We start from the raw sequence: 386 nt of genomic DNA, 5'->3' as shown, positions 1-386 counted from the left end.
CCGAGGCGCCGGCAGCCCCTGCGGCCCCCGAGGCCCCCGCCGCCGCGGCTCCGGAGGCACCCGAGCCCCCGCGCCCCGCCGCGGAGGCAGCCGCGCCCGAGTCCGCCTCGGCGGCTCCGAAGCCCGGTGCGAAGCCGGGTCCCAAGCCCGCGCCGAAGCCCGCGGGCAAGCCCGAGGGCCGCTCCGGCGGCCGGCCCGGCAACAACCCGTTCGCCCCCTCGCAGGGCATGCCGAAGCCCGGTGCCAAGCCGGGCCGCGGCGGTTCCGCGCGCCCCGGCAACAACCCGTTCGCCCCCTCGCAGGGGATGCCCAAGCCCGGTGGCCGCTCCGGCAGCGGCGATGCCCCGCCGCGCCCCGGCGGCCCCAAGCCCGCGGCGCGCCCCGGC

The 386-nt window shown here is 83.4% G+C and carries 1 pseudogene; it reads left to right on the top strand.

Annotation, left to right across the window (positions count from 1 at the left end):
• Window positions 1-386 (top strand): annotated as a pseudogene (locus GSY69_RS13900) (translation initiation factor IF-2); the annotation flags it as partial.

Source organism: Brevibacterium rongguiense (assembly GCF_009857845.1).
Taxonomy (GTDB): Bacteria; Actinomycetota; Actinomycetes; order Actinomycetales; family Brevibacteriaceae; genus Brevibacterium; species Brevibacterium rongguiense.
Note: the sequence above shows the minus strand (reverse complement) of the source record. Positions and strands in the feature narration are given on the sequence as shown.